Source organism: Microbacterium sp. 16-032 (genome assembly GCF_041079455.1).
GTDB classification, from domain to species: domain Bacteria; phylum Actinomycetota; class Actinomycetes; order Actinomycetales; family Microbacteriaceae; genus Microbacterium; species Microbacterium testaceum_A.
In genome coordinates, this window is sequence record NZ_JBFYGQ010000002.1 from 208,018 (window position 1) to 224,276 (window position 16,259).

Annotated in this window: 18 protein-coding genes; 2 read left to right on the forward strand and 16 right to left on the reverse strand. The window is 69.1% G+C overall.

Features of this window, described 5'->3' with window-relative positions:
* Positions 1–347 precede the first annotated feature (347 nt).
* The 10 genes from pheT to infC all read right to left on the reverse strand — a co-directional run bounded on the left by pheT (position 348) and on the right by infC (position 9,750).
* Positions 348–2,858, reverse strand: a complete 2,511-nt coding sequence (pheT, locus tag AB6V31_RS04645; protein WP_369364369.1) for a phenylalanine--tRNA ligase subunit beta — start codon at positions 2,856–2,858, stop codon at positions 348–350.
* Complete coding sequence (gene pheS, locus AB6V31_RS04650) at positions 2,858–3,898, reverse strand: phenylalanine--tRNA ligase subunit alpha (protein ID WP_369364371.1); 1,041 nt, start codon at positions 3,896–3,898, stop codon at positions 2,858–2,860. The genes pheT and pheS overlap by 1 nt, the downstream gene beginning before the upstream one ends.
* Positions 3,899–3,953: 55 nt before the next feature.
* Complete coding sequence (locus AB6V31_RS04655; RefSeq protein WP_056227459.1) at positions 3,954–4,880, reverse strand: amino acid ABC transporter permease; 927 nt, start codon at positions 4,878–4,880, stop codon at positions 3,954–3,956.
* The gene (locus AB6V31_RS04660) at positions 4,877–5,527 is read right to left on the reverse strand and encodes an amino acid ABC transporter permease (protein WP_056227456.1); all 651 of its coding nucleotides are present in this window, start codon (positions 5,525–5,527) and stop codon (positions 4,877–4,879) included. The genes AB6V31_RS04655 and AB6V31_RS04660 overlap by 4 nt, the downstream gene beginning before the upstream one ends.
* A 77-nt stretch (positions 5,528–5,604) precedes the next feature.
* Positions 5,605–6,525, reverse strand: a complete 921-nt coding sequence (locus tag AB6V31_RS04665; protein WP_056227453.1) for a glutamate ABC transporter substrate-binding protein — start codon at positions 6,523–6,525, stop codon at positions 5,605–5,607.
* Positions 6,526–6,655: 130 nt separating this feature from the next.
* Positions 6,656–7,384, reverse strand: a complete 729-nt coding sequence (locus tag AB6V31_RS04670; RefSeq protein ID WP_176786304.1) for an amino acid ABC transporter ATP-binding protein — start codon at positions 7,382–7,384, stop codon at positions 6,656–6,658.
* Between the two features lie 105 nt (positions 7,385–7,489).
* A complete protein-coding gene (locus AB6V31_RS04675) occupies positions 7,490–8,287 on the reverse strand; it encodes an RNA methyltransferase (protein ID WP_056227447.1) in 798 nt (265 codons plus the stop codon).
* A 112-nt stretch (positions 8,288–8,399) separates the two neighbouring features.
* Entirely contained in the window at positions 8,400–8,783 is a 384-nt protein-coding gene (rplT, locus tag AB6V31_RS04680; protein WP_056227445.1) for a 50S ribosomal protein L20, read from the reverse strand.
* A gap of 29 nt (positions 8,784–8,812) precedes the next feature.
* Entirely contained in the window at positions 8,813–9,007 is a 195-nt protein-coding gene (rpmI, locus tag AB6V31_RS04685) for a 50S ribosomal protein L35 (protein WP_013583375.1), read from the reverse strand.
* Positions 9,008–9,054: 47 nt separating this feature from the next.
* Entirely contained in the window at positions 9,055–9,750 is a 696-nt protein-coding gene (infC, locus tag AB6V31_RS04690) for a translation initiation factor IF-3 (RefSeq protein WP_369364374.1), read from the reverse strand.
* 183 nt (positions 9,751–9,933) lie between these two features.
* Between infC and AB6V31_RS04695 the strand changes: the two genes are divergently transcribed.
* Positions 9,934–10,350, forward strand: coding sequence for a DUF1844 domain-containing protein (locus AB6V31_RS04695; RefSeq protein ID WP_056228482.1), 417 nt, complete (start codon positions 9,934–9,936; stop codon positions 10,348–10,350).
* 525 nt (positions 10,351–10,875) lie between these two features.
* Here AB6V31_RS04695 and AB6V31_RS04700 read toward each other — a convergent pair.
* Genes AB6V31_RS04700 through AB6V31_RS04725 form a run of 6 tightly spaced genes read right to left on the reverse strand, consistent with a single transcriptional unit; the run spans position 10,876 to position 15,202 of the window.
* A complete protein-coding gene (locus tag AB6V31_RS04700; protein ID WP_369364376.1) occupies positions 10,876–11,676 on the reverse strand; it encodes an SseB family protein in 801 nt (266 codons plus the stop codon).
* On the reverse strand, positions 11,660–12,406 hold the full coding sequence (priA, locus tag AB6V31_RS04705; RefSeq protein WP_056227439.1) for a bifunctional 1-(5-phosphoribosyl)-5-((5-phosphoribosylamino)methylideneamino)imidazole-4-carboxamide isomerase/phosphoribosylanthranilate isomerase PriA: 747 nt from the start codon (positions 12,404–12,406) through the stop codon (positions 11,660–11,662). The genes AB6V31_RS04700 and priA overlap by 17 nt, the downstream gene beginning before the upstream one ends.
* 46 nt (positions 12,407–12,452) lie before the next feature.
* Positions 12,453–13,103 (reverse strand): imidazole glycerol phosphate synthase subunit HisH, encoded by a 651-nt coding sequence (gene hisH, locus AB6V31_RS04710; RefSeq protein WP_369364379.1) that lies wholly within the window; start codon positions 13,101–13,103, stop codon positions 12,453–12,455.
* The gene (gene hisB, locus AB6V31_RS04715; protein ID WP_074694248.1) at positions 13,100–13,714 is read right to left on the reverse strand and encodes an imidazoleglycerol-phosphate dehydratase HisB; all 615 of its coding nucleotides are present in this window, start codon (positions 13,712–13,714) and stop codon (positions 13,100–13,102) included. Before hisB ends, hisH begins: the two co-directional genes overlap by 4 nt.
* A complete protein-coding gene (locus AB6V31_RS04720; RefSeq protein WP_074694247.1) occupies positions 13,711–14,805 on the reverse strand; it encodes a histidinol-phosphate transaminase in 1,095 nt (364 codons plus the stop codon). Before AB6V31_RS04720 ends, hisB begins: the two co-directional genes overlap by 4 nt.
* Before the next feature lie 46 nt (positions 14,806–14,851).
* The gene (locus tag AB6V31_RS04725) at positions 14,852–15,202 is read right to left on the reverse strand and encodes a LysM peptidoglycan-binding domain-containing protein (protein ID WP_056227430.1); all 351 of its coding nucleotides are present in this window, start codon (positions 15,200–15,202) and stop codon (positions 14,852–14,854) included.
* 258 nt (positions 15,203–15,460) lie between these two features.
* On the opposite strand from AB6V31_RS04725, the gene lexA reads away from it, so the two are divergent.
* Entirely contained in the window at positions 15,461–16,150 is a 690-nt protein-coding gene (gene lexA / locus AB6V31_RS04730; protein WP_056227427.1) for a transcriptional repressor LexA, read from the forward strand.
* The last annotated feature ends 109 nt before the right edge of the window (positions 16,151–16,259 follow it).

Sequence of the window (16,259 nt, forward strand, 5' to 3'; positions counted from 1 at the left end):
TGATCGACGACATGTGGCGAGGGTATCCGCCGCGGAGGGCGCGGGGCAAATCGTCCCCCGCCCCGCTGTGACGCCCGGCGAGCCGGGGACGACACGCCCCTCGATGGCCGTGTCCCCCAAATGGGGGACACGGTCAGGTTATGCTGTGAAACCTGCCCTCATCGCCGGGCACTTCCGACTGCCCCCTTTACCGGCGATGAGGGCAGGCCCTCGCGCGCGAACGCGCACCTGAGTGTATGCCGAACGTCAGGCGCGCGAGGACGCCGCCTCCCCCGCTGTGGAGCGGGTGAAAACGCCGGAGCGCCGAGCGGCGTAGGCCGTCGGCGCTCCAGGTCACGCGTGGTCGATCAGTCGCGGATCGCCGCACCGAAACGTTCTGCCGCCACGGCGACACCGGCGAGCTTCGCCTCGGTCGCCTCGGCCGCGGTGAGGGTGCGGTCGTCGGCACGGAACCGCAACGCGAACGTCAGGCTCTTCTTGCCCTCTGAGAGACCGGGGCCGCGGTAGTCGTCGACGAGCCGGGCGCCCTCGAGCAGCGGGGCTCCCCCCTCGATCAGCGCGGCGCGCACGGCACCCGCGGCGACGTCGGTCGGAACCGTCAGCGACACGTCCTGCGTGGCGGCGGGGAATCCCGAGAGGGATGCCGCGACCGGGCGCGCCTGCGCCAGCTCGAGCATCGCGTCGAGGTCGAGCTCGGCCACGAGAACGCGTCCGGGCAGGTCCGCCGCGGCCGCGACAGCCGGCAACAGCTCGCCGACGTAGCCGATGTCGGTCCCCGCGGAAAGGACACGGGCCGTGCGCCCCGGGTGGAGCGCCGCACGCTGCGCCTGCACGAGTTCGATGTCGAGCCCGGCGGCGGCGGTCAACACGCGCACGGCGTCCACGGCATCGGCGAGATCCGCCGCAACCGCCGGCTGACCCGGCTGCTTCGCGACCGTGTGACCGGTCAGCAGAACGGCCACGTGACGGCGCTGCGGCGGAATCGACGCGTCGAGGGCCGTGAGGGTCGCGGCATCCGGCCGCACCGCCAGCGGCGGCACCGACGCGGTGCCGTACTGCACGCCCGGCTTCGGGAGGAAGACCGTGCCGGCCTCGAACAGCGCGAGATCGACGATGCCGCGCGAGACGTTGCGATGCGCGACCTGTAGCAGAGCGGGGATCAACGAACGGCGCAGGAACGGAGCGAGTCCGTCGAGCGGGTTCGCGAGCTTCACGCTCGGCAGCGGATCACCCGACGGCGAGCCGTGCAGGGCGTTCTGCTCCTCGGTGGTGAAGGGGAACGACGGCGTCTCGACGAAGCCGGCAGAGGCCAGAGCGTTCGCCACGCGACGGCGCCCCTGCTGCGCGGCGGTGAGCCCGCGGCCCGACGGGGGCGTCGGGAGGACGGACGGGATCCGGTCGTAGCCCTCGATACGCGCCACCTCTTCGGCGAGCGTCCACTTGTCGCTGAGGTCGTGGCGCCACGACGGTGCCGTGACCGCCCAGCCGCCCTCGCGCTCGTCGACCGCGCAGCCGATGAGGCGCAGGGCCGAGACGATCTCGTCGTCGGTGTACTCGACGCCGATCAGCCCGGGGACGAAGCCCGCGGGCAGCGTGATCGCCTCGCGGCGGTACGTCGAGCCGAGCGACCCGCCCAGCTCGGTGTCGAGAGTGCCGCCCGCGAGCTCGACCATCAGCGAGGCGACACGCTCGGCCGCCACGTACGGGACGAGCGGGTCGACGCCGCGCTCGAAACGGCGCGAGGCCTCGGAGGGCAGCTTGTGACGACGCGCGGTGCGCGCGATCGAGACCTGGTCGAAGGTGGCCGCCTCGATCAGCACGTTACGCGTGGCGTCGCTCATCTCGGTGGGGCCGCCGCCCATCACACCGGCGAGTCCGATCGGTCCCGACTCGTCGGTGATCAGGAGGTCTTCGGCGTCGAGGGTCCGCACCTGCCCGTCGAGGGTCTCGAGCTTCTCGCCCTGTTCCGCTCGACGCACCGTGATACCACCCTGCAGGCGGTCGAGGTCGTAGCCGTGGAGGGGCTGACCGAGCTCAAGCATGACGTAGTTGGTGATGTCGACGAGCACCCCGAGCGAGCGGATGCCGGCGAGCGACAGGCGCGTGATCATCCACGGCGGCGTCGGGCGCGAGGGGTCGACGTCGCGGACGATGCGCGCGACGAACTCGGTGGCGCCGCGGCGGCCGCGGATGGGCGCCTGGTCGGCGACCGTGATCGGGAAGCCCGAGGGCGTGCGCGCCGCGGCCTCGTCGTGGCCGAGGCCCGGGTCGCGGAAGTCCGCTCCCGTCGCGTGCGAGTACTCGCGGGCGACCCCGCGCAGTGACAGGGCGTAGCCGCGGTCGGGGGTGACGTTGATCTCGACCGCGAGGTCGTCCAGACCGAGCAGTGCGATGGCATCCGTTCCGACCGGCGCGTCGATCCCGAGATCGATCAGACGGAGGATGCCGCTGTGCTCGCTGCCCAGGCCCAGCTCTTTCGCCGAGGCGATCATGCCGTCGGACACGTGCCCGTAGGTCTTGCGGGCCGCGATCGGGAAGGGACCGGGCAGCACCGAACCGGGCAGGGTCACCACGACCTTGTCGCCCTCGAAGAAGTTGCCGGCACCGCAGACGATGCCGCGCACTCCCCCGTTCTCGGCGCCGACGTCGACCTGGCACCAGCGGATGGTCTTGCCGTTGGACTGGGGCTCGGGATTGAACTCCTTCACCTCTCCGACGACGATCGGACCGGACAGCTCGAAGCGGTGCACGTCCTCTTCTTCGAAACCGACCGAGACGAGGGCGGCGAGGACGTCGTCGGGCGTGGCCTCTGCGGGCACGTCGACGTACTCGCGCAACCAGGAGAGCGGGACGCGCATCAGACCACCATTCCGAACTGCTCACTGAAGCGGACATCGCCCTCGGCCATGTCGCGCATGTCTTGCACGTCGCTGCGGAACATGAGCGTGCGCTCGATGCCCATGCCGAAGGCGAAGCCCGAGTACTCCTCGGGGTCGATGCCCGCGGCCCGCAGCACGTTGGGGTTCACCATGCCGCAGCCGCCCCACTCGATCCAGCGCGCCCCGCCCTTGAAGGTGGGGTGCCACAGATCGAGCTCGGCACTCGGCTCGGTGAAGGGGAAGAAGTTGGCGCGGAAGCGCGTCTTGGCCTCAGGCCCGAACAGCACGCGCGCGGCGTGGTCGAGCGTGCCCTTGAGGTGCGCCATCGTGATGTTCTTGTCGATGACCAGACCTTCGAACTGTGTGAAGACCGGCAGGTGCGTCGCGTCGAACTCGTCGGTGCGGTACACCCGGCCCGGGCAGAGCACGTAGATGGGCAGGTCGCGCTCGAGCATCGACCGCACCTGCACGGGGCTCGTGTGCGTGCGCAGCACGAGGTGGCGGGCGACCGGGTCGACGAAGAACGTGTCCTGCATCTGGCGCGCGGGGTGATCGACGTCGAAGTTGAGGGCGTCGAAGTTGAACCACTCGTGCTCGAGCTCGGGGCCTTCCGCGATCTCCCAGCCCATGCCGACGAAGATGTCGGACACCTGCTCCTGGAGGAGGGAGATCGGATGCCGTGCCCCGATGCGGGCGCGCTGCGGCAGCGCCGTGATGTCGATGCGCTCGGCCTCGAGCTGCGCGGCGGTCTCGGCCGCGGCCAACTCGCTCTCGCGCGCGGCGAGCGCCTGGTTCACCCGACCGCGCGCCTGTCCGACGAGCTTGCCGAAGGCGGCCTTCTGGTCGGGGGCGACGTTGCGCATCTGGGCGTTCAGCTGAGCGAGGGAGGACTGTTCCCCCGTGTGGGCGGAACGGGCGGACTTGAGCTCGGCCGTGGTCGCGGCGGCGGCGATGGCGGCAAGGGCCTCATCGACCGCGGAGGCGACGGCCTCAGGGGTGATCTCGGGTGCGTCGGACACGAGATGAGAGTCTACCGACGGGCGGGGACACTCCCCCGCCCGTCGGTGCCGTGACTCAGAATCTCGCAGCGCCGCCGTGGGAGTCGAACTTGCCGAGTCCGCGCTGGGCGACGATGAGCTCGGTGTCGGTGCCGGTCTGGCCCGCGGGCTCCGCGGGAGCGACGTTGCCGCCCTTTGGCGAGCGGCGCAGGCCGAGCTCGACGCGGTGCGCGGTGTACGACAGGGCGAGGCACATCGCCACGTAGATGACGCTGGCGATCATCGCGGCGGGGATCAACGGCGATCCGTACTCGCCGTTCGAGCCGAGCAGACGGGCGAAGTACAGCAGTTCGGGGTACGTGATGATGAAGCCGAGCGCGGTGTCCTTCAGCGTCACCACGAGCTGGGCGATGATCACGGGCAGCATGGCGCGGATCGCCTGCGGGAGCAGAATCAGGCGCATCACACCCGACTTGCGCAGACCTACGGCGTAGCCGGCCTCGCTCTGTCCGCGCGGGAGCGCCTCGACGCCGGCACGGATGACCTCGGACAGCACGGAACCGTTGTAGAGGATCAGCGCGATCACGACGGCCCAGTACGACGACATCTTGATGCCGACGACCGGCAGACCGTAGTACAGCAACAGCATGAAGACGAGGACGGGCACGGCGCGGAGAAGCTCGACCACCCAGCCGACCGGGAGGCGGACCCAGCGGTGGTCGGACATCCGGCCGATGGCAAGGATGAAGCCGAGCACGAGGGCCCCGACGGCCGCGACGGCGAACGCCGCGAGGGTTGCGAGCGTCGCTTGGCCGAATCGCTCCCAGATCGCGCTGTAGCTGAAGACGTTCCACTTCGCCGCCGAGAACTGGCCGGTGTCGATGAAGCGCCAGACCACGAAGCCGATGACGGCGACGACGAGGACGAGCGTGATGACGCCGAGGATGCGGTTGCGCAGCTGCGCGCGGGGACCCGGGACGTCGTAGAGGACGGAGGAGCTCATCGGGCGACCTTCCACTTCTTCTCGGCCGCGTTCTGCAGCGCAGCGAGCAGCAGGACCAGGATGACGAAGACCGCCATCACGAGGAGGATGGTGACGAGCTGGTTCTCGCCGTTCTCACTCATCGTCGCTCGGATGTTCCCGAGGTTGACCACCGAGAATCCGGCGGCGACGGTGGTGTTCTTCAGCAGGGCGATGAAGACGCTCATCATCGGGGGGATGACCGAGCGGGTCGCCTGGGGCAGGACCACGAGGGTCATGACCTGGCCGAAGCCGAGGCCGAGCGCGCGAGCCGCCTCCGCCTGGCCGACGGGCACGGTGTTGATGCCCGCGCGCAGGGTCTCGGCCACATAGGTCGCGGTGTAGATGCCGAGGCCGCACACGGCCAGCGTCAAGAAGCTGCCGCGCGGGACGTCGATCAGCAGCGGCACGCAGAACGCGAAGAAGAACAGCACCAGCGTGAGCGGGGTGTTGCGGATCCAGTTCACGTACACCGCGCCGACCGCGCGGGCGATGGGCACGGGCGACACGCGCATGGCCGCCACGATGAAGCCGAGCACGAGCGCGATCAGGCCGCCGCCCAAGAAGAGCACGACCGTCCCCCAGAGCGCCTGCGCCCACAGGTCGGGGTAGTCGAAGATCTGGTTCACCGTACGCTGTCCGTTCTTTCTCGTCGTGCTCGTCGGGTGGTGCGGGCGGCGCGGAGTGCGCCGCCCGCACCGGGAGATCAGCTGACGGGGTCGACCGCCGGCTGCTCGCCCTTGACGCCCGAGGCGCCGAGGTTCTTCTCGAAGATGGCCTCCCAGGTGGAGCCGCCGTCGGTGAACATGGTGTTCACGAACTCCTGGAAGGCGGTGTCACCCTTGGCGATGCCGACGCCGTAGCGCTCCTCGCTGAAAGGCTCGCCCGCGATCTTCAGGTTGTCGGGGTCCTGCGCGGCGTAGCCGAGGAGGATGGCCTCGTCGGTGGTCACCGCGTCGACCTCGCCGTTCTTCAGCTTCTCGACGCACTGCGAGTAGGTGTCGAACTCGACGACCTTTGCCGGAGTCTGCTCGCGGATGCGCTGGATCGGCGTCGAGCCGGTCACCGAGCACACGGTGGTCTCGGCCGTGAGCGAGTCCTTGCCCGTGATCGTGTCGTTGTCGGCGGCGACGAGCAGTCCCTGGCCGGTCACGAAGTAGGGGCCGGCGAAGGAGATCTGGTCCTTGCGCTTGTCGGTGATCGAGTAAGTGCCGACGTAGTAGTCGATGTCGCCGTTGATGATGGCCTGCTCGCGGTTCGCCGAGGCGATGGCCTTGTACTCCACCTTCGAGGTGTCGGCCGGGTCGTAGCCGAGCGAGGCGGCGATCCAGCGCGCGACGTCGACGTCGAAGCCCTTGCGCTCACCCGTCACGGGGTCGAGGTAGCCCAGGCCGGGCTGGTCTTCCTTCACGCCGACGACGATCTTGCCGGCCGAGGTGATCTTCTCGAACGTGGGGCTGCCGTCGATCTTCACGTCGGTGGCCACCGCGCCGTAGACGGGGGCGTCCGAGGCGCTGCCGCCGTCGGAGCCGGGCGCCGCGCCCGGGGTGCCGCTGTTGCAGGCCGTCAGGGCCAGCAGGCCGGCGGCGATGATGCTCGCGCCGGCGAGAAAACGAGTTTTACGCATGTGATGTCTCCTTGGTTACGTGTGCTGTGCGGGAAGGGGTCGTCGGTGACGGCGCGCGCGATCGCCAGCGGTGGGCGATGCTCTCGTCTCGGCTAGGAACCTCCTCGTTCGTCGCCGTCAGGGTCGTGCGTCAGTGCGTGATGAGCTTCGAGAGGAAGTCCTTCGCACGGTCGGATTCGGGGCGCGTGAAGAACTGCTCGGGGGTCGCCTGCTCGACGATCTGCCCGTCGGCCATGAAAACGACGCGGTTCGCGGCCTTGCGGGCGAAGCCCATCTCGTGGGTGACGACGATCATCGTCATGCCGTCCTTGGCGAGGCCGACCATGACGTCGAGCACCTCGTTGATCATCTCGGGGTCGAGAGCCGAGGTCGGCTCGTCGAAGAGCATGACCTTGGGCTTCATCGCCAGCGCGCGGGCGATCGCCACACGCTGCTGCTGACCGCCCGAGAGCTGGGCGGGGAGCTTGTCGGCCTGGTGACCGACGCCCACGCGATCCAGGAGCGCACGCGCCTCTTTCTCGGCATCCGCCTTCTTCATCTTGCGGACCTTGATGGGCCCCAGCGTGACGTTCTCGAGGATCGTCAGGTGCGCGAAGAGGTTGAACGACTGGAACACCATGCCGACGTCGGCACGCAGTTCGGCCAGGCCCTTCCCCTCTTTGGGAAGCTCCTTGCCGTCGATCGTGATCGATCCGCTCGTGATGGTCTCGAGACGGTTGATGGTGCGGCACAGCGTCGACTTGCCGGAACCCGACGGGCCGATCACCACGACGACCTCTCCGCGGTCGACGGTGAGGTCGATGTCTTTCAGAGCCTGGAACTGCCCATAGTGCTTCTGGACGTCGGCGACGACGACCAGGGGCTCGGTCTTCGGGGGAACGGATGCCATGCCTTCACCCTATGAGGATGCTGGGCGCCCGACCACATTCCTGCGCACGCCTTAACCGTTCTGTAACAGCAGGGGTCAGCGCGCGCGCTGCGCGAAAGCCGTCTCGTAGAGGCAGACGCTCGCCGCGGTGGCCAGGTTCAAAGACTCGGCGCGACCGTAGATCGGCAGGCGCAGTGCGAGGTCGGCCTGCGCGAGGGCGGACTCCTCGAGCCCCCGCGCCTCGTTGCCGAACAACCAGGCCGTCGGCTCCGACAGAAGCTCTCGGGATGCCAGGAAGTCGGTGCCCTCGACATCGGCGGCGACGATGCGCAGGCCCGCCTCGTGCGCGCGGGCGACGACATCAGCGAGCTCGAGATCGACCGCGACCGGCAGGTGGAAGAGCGAGCCGGTGGTGGAGCGCACGACCTTAGGGTTGTACGGGTCCACGGTCCGGCCGGTCAGGATCACGGCGTCGGCACCCGCGGCATCCGCGGCCCTGATGATCGTGCCCAGGTTGCCGGGATCGCGAACCTCTTCGCAGATCGCGATGAGGCGCGGCTCCCCCGCCAGGATGTCCTTCAACGCGGTGGGCGATTGACGGGCCACCGCCACGATGCCCTGGGGCGTCACGGTATCGGCCATGGCGTCGAGCACCGCCTCGGTGGTGATCTGCAGATCGACACCCGCCTGCTCCGCAGCGTCACGCACATCCGTGTGCTTCTCGAGGGCGGACGGGGTCGCGTAGACCTCCAGCACGGTCTCGGGCGCCCACGCGAGCGCCTCGCGAGCGGCCTGCGGACCCTCGAGCAGGAACAGACCTGTCTCTTGGCGGGCAGCGCGCTTACTGAGCTTGGCCACGGCGCGCACCCGCGGCGAACGGGGGTTCTCGAGCACGTCCCCAGTGTATGGCCCCGGAGGAATGCATCCCGGGACGCCGCGCGAACGACCCGCGGGAACGACGAAACGGGCGCCCTCCGGAGAGGACGCCCGTTTCGGAAGACGTGTCTTACGCGGTCTTCGCCGCGTTGACGTCGGTGGGCAGCGCAGCCTTCGCGGTCGCGACGAGCGACGCGAACACGGCGGGCTCGTTCACGGCGAGCTCGGCGAGCATGCGACGGTCCACCTGCACACCCGCGAGGCCGAGGCCCTGGATGAAGCGGTTGTACGTCATGCCGTTGGCGCGCGACGCGGCGTTGATGCGCTGGATCCACAGACGACGGAAGTCGCCCTTGCGCTTGCGACGGTCACGGTACGCGTAGACCAGGGAGTGGGTGACCTGCTCCTTGGCCTTGCGGTACAGGCGCGAACGCTGACCGCGGTAACCGGACGCGCGCTCCAGGATGACGCGACGCTTCTTGTGGGCGTTTACTGCCCGCTTGACTCTAGCCATTTCTCATTCTTCCTAACGTGCGTCGGCGCTCAGAGGCCGAGGAGCTTCTTGGCGACCTTGGAGTCACCCTTGGCCAGGACCTGCTCCTGGTTCAGGCGACGGGTGCGCTTGGAGGCCTTGCCCTCGAGGTTGTGGCGCATGCCGGCCTGCTGCTTCATGAGCTTGCCGCTACCGGTGAGCTTGAAGCGCTTCTTGGCGCCCGAGTGGGTCTTCTGCTTCGGCATCTGTCTTCCTTCGTTGGGGTTCCCGGCGGAGCGGGAGTCGGGGAGCTTTACTCGGCGGACGCCGGGGCAGCTTCGTCTGTGGGTGCCGATTCGCCTCGAGCGGCACTCCGCGCGGCTTCACGGTTCGCCGTGCGCTGCGCGTTCTGCTCGGTCTTGACCTCGGACTTGTTCTTGTGAGGAGCGACCACCATCACCATGTTGCGGCCGTCGATCGTGGGGTTCGACTCGACGGTGCCGAACTCGGCGACGTCTTCGGCGAACTTGCGAAGCAGACGGACACCCTGCTCGGGACGCGACTGCTCGCGACCGCGGAACAGGATCATGGCCTTCACCTTGTCGCCCGCCTGGAGGAATCCCTCGGCGCGCTTGAGCTTGGTGATGTAGTCGTGAGCCTCGATCTTCAGACGGAACCGGACCTCTTTGAGGACGGTGTTCGCCTGGTTACGACGCGTCTCTTTGGCCTTCTGAGCGGCCTCGTACTTGAACTTGCCGTAATCCATGATCTTGACCACGGGCGGCTTCGAGCTCGGCGCGACCTCGACCAAGTCGAGGTCCGCTTCCTGGGCCAGGCGCAACGCAGCTTCGATTCGGACGATGCCGACCTGCTCGCCGTTGGGTCCGACGAGACGGACCTCCGGGACTCGGATGCGCTCGTTGGTGCGGGGATCGCTGATGCGGAACTCCTCTTTTATACGGGTGGTGGCCGCCGCGATCCGTCGGAATCGCGGGCGAAGAGGAGACACGCCACCCGGCACAGTGCTTTCGGCACCGGCTTCTGCACCCAGGCAACCCCGTGCGAAACGGAGCGGAGTGCGGGAACCCGGTAGCCTGGAGCGGCAAGCGCGGGTGGGATGTGATCCTCTTTCGTACGGAGTGAAACACTCCGAAGCCCGCCAAAGTCTAGCAGAGAGATTCACGTGGACACGATCCCCTCCGACCAGCCCGCCGACGACCAGGGCGCACACCGCCACGGAGCCGAGGACGAGCGCCTCGCCCGCTGGGAGGAGCAGGAGCGCGCCGCGTCCTCCGCCACCCGCGACATCGCCGATGTCCCCGCCGTCGAAGTCATCACCACCGCGGCCGTCCACCTCATGAGCGCCGCCGCCGTGAAGACCGGACTCGCCGACGACCCCGGCCAGCAGCTCGACCTCGACGAGGCCCGCAAACTCATCAACGCCCTCGCCGGACTCATCACCGCCGGAGCGCCCGAGATCAGCGACATGCACGCGCGCTCCCTGCGCGACGGCCTGCGCTCGCTGCAGCTGGCCTTCCGCGAGGCGTCGACGATTCAGGATCCGATCGGTAAGGGGCCGGGCGAGAAGTGGACGGGTCCCGTCACGTAATTCTGTCGTTCTGGGGTACCGGACTACGGGGGTGCCCCTTCCCAAGTCGAGAGCGGGGCCACTACCCCGATCGACTCGGGAAGGGGCACCCCCTTCGTCCTGTGCCGCAGGCCACCTCCACCGTGACACCCGTGGGGGTATGAGGGGGCCCCTTCCTAGGTTGCCCTGAGGAGGGGGCATTCCTCCGCCCTCTCCCGCCGCAGCTCACATCCTCCGTGACACCCGCAGGGGTATGAGCGGTGCACCTTCCCCTACCGACTCGGGAAGGGGCACCCCCTTCGTCCTGTGCCGCAGGCCACATCCTCCGCGACACCCGTAGGGGTATGAGCGGGGCCCCTTCCCCGATTGTCTTGGGAAGGGGGCATCACTGCGCCCTGTGCCGCAGGCCACATCCTCCGTGACACCCGTGCGGGTATGAGCGGGGCCCGTGCGGCATGAGGACAGGGGACGCCATGCGAACAGGCGCTTGGCGGGCGGATCGGCCTGTTCTCGACGCGCCGTCCTGTTCTGGTGACGGCGCCGCGATCAGGCCTCCGTGCTGCGGTGGAGCTTGACCGTCAGGGAGTCGACGAGGACGGCGATGCGATCGTCCGCCGACCAGCGCCGGGCGAGGCGCGCCAGCGTGGCATCCAATTCCTCCTGCTCGAGGCCCGACATGAGCTGAAGGTGCACGACGAGCTCGGGTCCGCGCAGACGACCGGTGGGGTCGCCCGACTCGACGGCGAGATCGAGGACCGCCAGCTCTCCGGCGATGCTCTCCTGCAGGCCGGTGAAGATCGACGGCGACGTGTGGGCGGGCTCCCAGGTCTCGCCCTGCGCGATCGCCCACACGGCGGGGCGGCGGATCACGAACTCCGTCTCGGACGCGGGATCGATGACGATGAGCTCGGTGTCCTCCGAGGCCGCCGCCAGTGCCGTGCGGCGCCCGTCGGCCGGCACCGGTCGTGCGGCGGCATCCCACGTCTGCAGCGCCGTCACCGACGTGAAGACCGGGAGCACTTTGCGACCGTCGGGAGCGGCGACCGTCACGATCGACAACTCCTGGGTCTTGTCGACCTCGAGGCCGTGCGCTCCGACGCCGTGGTCGCCCTTCTCGGCGACGAGCGGGATCAGCAGACGCGCATCGCGATAGGCGTCGACGATGGCGCGGGCGTCCCCCTCGCCCGCGCGGAACGCCAGGAGCGCGGCCAGCAGCGCGGGGTCGGCCGAACCGTCGTCACCCGAATGCGGGTTCGCCTGGAAGCTGCGGCCCTCCCACGGAACCCCCGCCGAATCCGCGTGGGCTCCGTGGGCGTGGTCGTGCGGACCGTCAGTGTCCGGCGACATCCAGCGCCTCGGCCAGGGTGAACTGGCCCGCGTAGAGCGCCTTGCCGACGATCGCGCCCTCGACACCCAGCGGAACGAGGTCTCGCAGAGCCGCGATGTCGTCGAGGCTCGAGACGCCGCCGGAAGCGACGATCGGCTTGGGGGTGCGCTGTGTCATCTCACGCAGCAGCTCGATGTTGGGGCCGCGCAGCGTGCCGTCCTTGGTGACGTCGGTGACGACGTAGCGGCTGCAGCCGGCGTCCTCGAGTCGATCGAGCACGGTCCACAGGTCGCCGCCCTCGCGGGTCCACCCGCGGGCCGCGAGGGTCGTTCCGCGCACGTCGAGGCCCACGGCGATCGCCTCGCCGTAGCGGTTGATGACGTCGGCGGCCCACTCCGGGTTCTCGAGGGCCGCGGTGCCGAGGTTGATGCGGCTCGCGCCACTCTCGAGGGCGGCCTCGAGCGAACGATCGTCGCGGATGCCGCCCGAGAGCTCGACCTGCACGCCCTTGACCTGCTTGATGACCTTGCGCATGACGCTCGCGTTGCTGCCGCGCCCGAAGGCCGCGTCGAGGTCCACGAGGTGGATCCACTGAGCGCCCTGGCGGGCGAAGTCGGCGGCGGCGTCGACGGGGTCGCCGTAGCTGGTCTCCGTACCGGCCTCACCCTGGGTCAGACGGACGGCCTTGCCGTCGGCGACGTCGACCGCGGGAAGCAGCACAAGTTCGGGCGTGGACGCGAAATCGTTCATGGCTCCTCGCACCCTTCGGCGCATCTCGCCGAGCCGGGGCACGAGGTCACACAGTAGTCGTGCGCAGGCCGTCGATCCAATTGGACAGGAGCCGGATGCCGGCTTCGCCCGACTTCTCCGGGTGGAACTGGGTGGCCGACAGCGGACCGTTCTCGACCGCGGCGATGAACGGCGAGCCGTAGGTGCACCACGTGACCGAGGGCTGCGGGAACGGCGGAGTCACCTCGAGCGACCACTCCTGCGCCGCGTAGGAGTGCACGAAGTAGAAGCGCTCGTTCTCGATGCCGTCGAACAGGCGAGATCCCTCACCCGCGCTCACCGTGTTCCAGCCCATGTGCGGCAGGACCGGCGCCTCGAGTTCGGCGACGGTTCCGGGCCACTCCCCCAGACCCGTGGTGTCGGTGCCGCGCTCGATGCCGCGCTCGAACATGACCTGCATGCCCACGCAGATGCCGAGCACCGGCCGGCCACCCGCCAGACGACGGTCGATGATCTCGCCGCCACGGCTGTCGTTCAGGGCCCCCATGACCGCGCCGAACGCCCCGACACCGGGGACCAACAGCCCGTCGGCGTCGAGAAGCAGACCGCGGTCGGAGGTGAGGCGCGCATCGGCGCCGGCTTCGACGAGCGCCTTGACGGCGGAGTGGACGTTGCCCGAGCCGTAGTCGAAGACCGCGACGACGGGTTTACTCGTCACAGCGCGCCCTTGGTGCTCGGAATCCCGTCGACGAGCGGGTCGAGGGCCTTCGCCTGTCGGAACGCGCGGGCGAGCGCCTTGTACTCGGCCTCTGCGATGTGGTGGGGGTCGCGTCCGCCCAGGACGCGCACGTGAACCGTGAGGCCGGCGTGGATTGAGATCGCCTCGAACGAGTGACGCACGAGCGAACCGGTGAAGTGACCGCCGATCAGGTGGTGCTCGAAGCCCGCGGGCTCGCCGGTGTGCACGAGGTAGGGACGACCGCTGATGTCGACCACGGCCTGCGCGAGGGCCTCGTCGAGCGGCACGAGCGCGTCTCCGTAACGGGCGATGCCGGACTTGTCGCCGAGCGCCTGACGAATGGCCTGCCCGAGCACGATCGAGGTGTCCTCGACCGTGTGGTGGGCGTCGATGTGCGTGTCGCCTGTGGAGCGGACCCGCAGGTCGGTCAGCGAGTGCTTCGCGAACGCGGTAAGCATGTGGTCGAAGAACGGCACGCTCGTCGAGATGTCGCTGACGCCGCGGCCGTCGAGGTCGAGCTCGAGCTCGACGCGGGACTCGCTCGTCTCTCGCGTGATCGATGCGGTGCGGGGCGAGGCGGGGCCGGTCATGATCGCGATCCTACCGAGGCCAGCGCGTCGAGGAACGCGGTGGTCTCGTCGGCCGTGCCCGCGGTCACCCGCAGGTGGTGGGCGATGCCAACGTCGCGGATAAGGACGCCGCGGTCGTAGAGCGCCTTCCATGTCGCCGCCGGGTCTTCGACGCCCCCGAACAGCACGAAGTTGGTCCACGACTCGTGCGCCGTGTACCCCAGCGCCGACACCGTCGCCGAGATCCGGTCGCGCTGAGCGACGATCTCGTCGACCATCGACAGCATCGTCTCGGCGTGGCTCAGCGCGGCGGTGGCGGCCGCCTGGGTGAGAGCGCTCAGGTGGTAGGGCAGGCGCACCAGACGCAGGGCGTCGACCAGCGCGGGATCGGCCGCGAGATAGCCGACGCGGGCACCGGCGAAGGCGAAGGCCTTGCTCATCGTGCGCGAGACGACCAGACGAGGGCGGTCGGGCAGCAGCGAGACGGCCGAGGGCTCGTCGCGCGGAGCGAACTCCTCGTAAGCCTCGTCGACGATCACGATCCCGTCCGTGGCGTCGTAGACCGCTTCGACGACATCGAGGCGCAGCGGAGTGCCGGTGGGGTTGTTCGGGGCGCAGAGGAACACGATGTCGGGTCGCTGTTCGCGCACCTGCGCGGCCGCCGACTCGGGAGACAGCGAGAAGTCGTGCTCTCTCTCACCCGCGATCCAGCGGGCCCCCGTGGCCCGCGTGAGGATCGGGTACATCGAATACGTGGGCGCGAAGCCCATCGCCGTCCGGCCGGGACCGCCGAACGCCTGCAGGATGTGCTGAAGGACCTCGTTCGAGCCGTTCGCCGCCCAGATCTGGTCGGGGTTGAGGCCGTGGCCGAGGTAGCCGGCGAAGGCCTCGCGCAGACCGGTGAACTCCCGGTCCGGGTAGCGGTTGACGTCGCGGAGCGCCCGGGCGACGGCATCCAGAATGTCGTCTGCAACCTCGGGCGGAACGGGATGCGTGTTCTCGTTCACGTTGAGCGCCACGGGCAGTGCTGCCTGGGGAGCTCCGTACGGGGTCATGCCCCGCAGATCGTCGCGAAGAGGAAGGTCGTCGAGGCGTACGGTCACCTCACCCATCGTAGGCGTCGAGAACGGTCGAGGCGCGCGAGCGGGGGGTCTGCGCTCAGGCCGCGGGAGCGTACTCGGCGGGGATCGCGATGCGCTGTCCCGCCGAGACGGAGCCGCCGGGCAGGGCGTTGAGACGCGCGATCTCGGCGACGACATCACGCGGGTCGGCGGACGGCGCGACGTCTTCGGCGATGGACCAGAGGGTTTCGCCGCTCATGACGGTGATCTCGGTGAACGAGCCGGCGGGAGCGCCCGCGTCGCCGGAGGCGAGTGCGGATCCGCCGCCGACGATCGCCACGGCGAGCACGGCGACGATGGGGAGGGAGACGAGGAACGCCACGACGCGACGACCGCGCGCGGTGATGCGCAGGCGGGTGGACGGGGCGGTGAGGGCGATGCTGCTCATAATGTGCTCCTTGGTGGGGAGAGATTCGCACCCCGCCCTCGGCCGGGAGGACGGCGGTGCGAATCTGTATTCCGAATCTATCTTCGAACCTGTTCGAGTGTCAACACCTCGTGTATCGGAGACGAATCGAACGCGACACGCGCGAGGCTCCGTGTCATTCGGGTCGTCGACCGGATACGGTTTCGACACGGAGACCTCATCACCAACCTCCGACATTCGAATTTCCGCCGTGATTTCCGCGGCGCGAGGGGAGCACAGATGACCGACGCGACGACCGCCGCCGGGCGCGAGCGGCCGCAGACCCGGCGGCGGAAGAACCTCAGCGACAAGCAGCTGGCGATCCTCGAAGTGATCCAGCGTTCGATCGCGCGGCACGGCTACCCGCCGAGCATGCGCGAGATCGGCGACGCGGTCGGGCTCAAGTCGCTCTCGAGCGTCACGCATCAGCTGAACCAGCTGGAGCTCAGCGGCTACCTGCGTCGCGACCCGGGTAAGACGCGTGCGATGGAGGTCCTCATCGACCTGCCCGGCGCCGCCGCCGAGAATCCCGCCGACGCCGCCCCCGCCCTGGGCGACGCCGCCCTGGTGCCACTGGTGGGTCGCATCGCCGCCGGAGTGCCGATCACCGCCGATCAGCAGGTGGAGGAGATCTTCCCCCTCCCCCGTCAGCTCGTGGGCAAGGGCGACCTGTTCATGCTCAAAGTGTCGGGCGAGTCGATGATCGACGCGGCGATCTGCGACGGTGACTGGGTCGTCATCCGTTCTCAGGCGACCGCTGAGAACGGCGAGATCGTCGCCGCGATGCTCGACGGCGAGGCGACGGTGAAGACGTTCCGACGCCGTGACGGTCACACCTGGCTGCTCCCCCGCAACAGCGCGTTCGAGCCGATTCTCGGCGACGAGGCCGTCGTCCTCGGTCGCGTCGTCGCGGTGCTGCGTACCGTCTGACGCGCACGGCTCGAGGCCGGATGTCCACCGAGGGGTGGCATCCGGCTTCTTCCGTTCCGTCGCGAAAGCCGCGACGACCGCGCACCCGGGCGGATGTCGGAGGCCCTGC